This is a genomic window from Kineococcus vitellinus (assembly GCF_009906315.1).
Lineage (GTDB): Bacteria > Actinomycetota > Actinomycetes > Actinomycetales > Kineococcaceae > Kineococcus > Kineococcus vitellinus.
In genome coordinates, this window is the sequence record NZ_JAAALL010000475.1 from 1 (window position 1) to 2,026 (window position 2,026).

Annotated in this window: 2 protein-coding genes; both read right to left on the reverse strand. The window is 72.2% G+C overall.

Annotated features, from left to right (window positions below; all coding sequences use genetic code 11):
* Positions 1-76 precede the first annotated feature (76 nt).
* Positions 77-292: a 50S ribosomal protein L31 gene (gene rpmE / locus GTQ99_RS22585; RefSeq protein ID WP_166617914.1), complete on the reverse strand. Its 216-nt coding sequence runs from the start codon at positions 290-292 to the stop codon at positions 77-79.
* Positions 293-438: 146 nt separating this feature from the next.
* Positions 439-2,026, reverse strand: a 1,588-nt coding sequence (gene rho, locus GTQ99_RS22590) for a transcription termination factor Rho (protein WP_205708059.1), incomplete at its 5' end; no start/stop codon positions are given.

A 2,026-nucleotide genomic window follows, 5' to 3' on the forward strand; every position in this document is an offset into this window, starting at 1 on the left:
GAAGAGCGCCAAGTAACCCGCTGACAGCGCCGGTCCCTCCACCCCTCGGGGCGGTGGGACCGGCGCTGTCAGCGGGTTACTTGGCGCTCTTCTTGCCGTAGCGCGCCTGGAAGCGGGCGACGCGGCCGCCGGTGTCCAGGATCTTCTGCTTGCCCGTGTAGAACGGGTGGCAGGCGCTGCACACGTCCGCGCGGAGCTCACCGCTGGTCGAGGTGCTGTGGGTGGTGAACGTGTTGCCGCAGGTGCAGGTGACCTGGGTCTGCACGTACTCCGGGTGGATGCCGGCCTTCATCGTCTTCTCCTCAGTCGCTCAGTCGGCACCGGGTCGCCTCGTCCCGCGGGACGTCGTGCGCGGCGTGAGCCGGTACCTGCAGTCGGGGCAGTCTCCCACAGGAGCCGCCGGTGGGTAGAACCGAGCGGCTCCTGCGGGGATTCCCGTCAGTCCTTGTTGACCAGCGGGGTGGAGGTCTGCACCTGGTGCAGGAACTCCAGGTTGCTGCGGGTCTTCTTGAGCCGGTCCAGCAGCAGCTCGATGGAGGCCTGCGCGTCGAGGGCGGTGACCACGCGGCGCAGCTTCCACACCGTCTGCAGCTCCTCGCGCGACATGAGGATCTCCTCGCGACGGGTGCCGGAGGCCGGCACGTCGACCGCGGGGAAGATGCGCTTGTCGGCCAGCTGGCGCGACAGCCGCACCTCCATGTTCCCGGTGCCCTTGAACTCCTCGAAGATGACCTCGTCGGCCTTGGAGCCGGTCTCGACCAGCGCCGAGGCGAGGATCGTCAGGGAGCCGCCGTTCTCGACGTTGCGGGCCGCGCCGAAGAAGCGCTTGGGCGGGTACAGCGCCGACGCGTCGACACCACCGGACAGGATCCGGCCGCTGGCCGGGGCCGAGATGTTGTAGGCGCGCGACAGGCGGGTCAGCGAGTCCAGCAGCACGACCACGTCGTTGCCGAGCTCCACGAGGCGCTTGGCCCGCTCGATGGCGAGTTCGGCGACCGCGGTGTGGTCGGCGGCGGGACGGTCGAAGGTCGAGGCGATGACCTCGCCCTTGATCGTCCGCTGCATGTCGGTGACCTCTTCGGGCCGCTCGTCGACGAGGACGACCATGAGGTGGCACTCGGGGTTGTTCGTCGTGATCGCGTTGGCGATGGCCTGCATGACCATCGTCTTGCCCGCCTTCGGCGGAGCCACGATCAGACCGCGCTGCCCCTTCCCCAGCGGCGACATCAGGTCGATGATCCGCGTGGTCAGGACGTTGGGCTCGGTCTCCAGGCGCAGCCGCTCCTGCGGGTACAGCGGCGTCAGCTTGGTGAAGTCCGGGCGGTTGCGGGCCTGCTCGGGGTCGGCGCCGTTGATCGTGTCCACCCGCACGAGCGCGTTGAACTTGGCGCGCTGGCCGGTCTGCTCGCCCTCGCGGGGCTGGCGCACGGCACCGGTGACGGCGTCGCCGGGGCGCAGGTTGTTCTTCTTGACCTGCCCGAGGGAGACGTAGACGTCGTTCGCACCGGCGAGGTAGCCGGAGGTGCGGATGAAGGCGTAGTTGTCGAGCACGTCGAGGATGCCGGCGACGGGCAGCAGGACGTCGTCCTCGCCGACCTGCTCGTCGACCTCGAGCACGCCCGCCTCGCCGCGCGCCCCGCGGCGGCCCTTGCGGTCGCGGTAGCGGTTGCGGCGGCCGCGACGGCCACCGCGCTCGTCGTCGAAGTCGTCGACCGGGCCCGCGCTCGGCGCCGCGGCCGCTGCCGCGGGGCGCTCCTCGCGGGGACGCTCGGCGCGGTCCGCGCGCTCACCCCGGTCGGGGCGCTCGCCCCGCTCGGCGCGGTCGCCGCGCTCGGGGCGGTCCTGGCGCTCGGGGCGGTCCTGGCGCTCGGCGCGGTCCTGGCGCTCGGCGCGGTCCTGGCGCTCGGCGCGCTCGGGACGGCCCTCGACCTCGCCGGCGCCCTCGCGGCGCGGCATGTCGGGCAGCTCGACCTGCTGGTCGGGTTCGCGCACGCGCTCGCGGCGGGCGCGCTCGCGGCGGGACAGG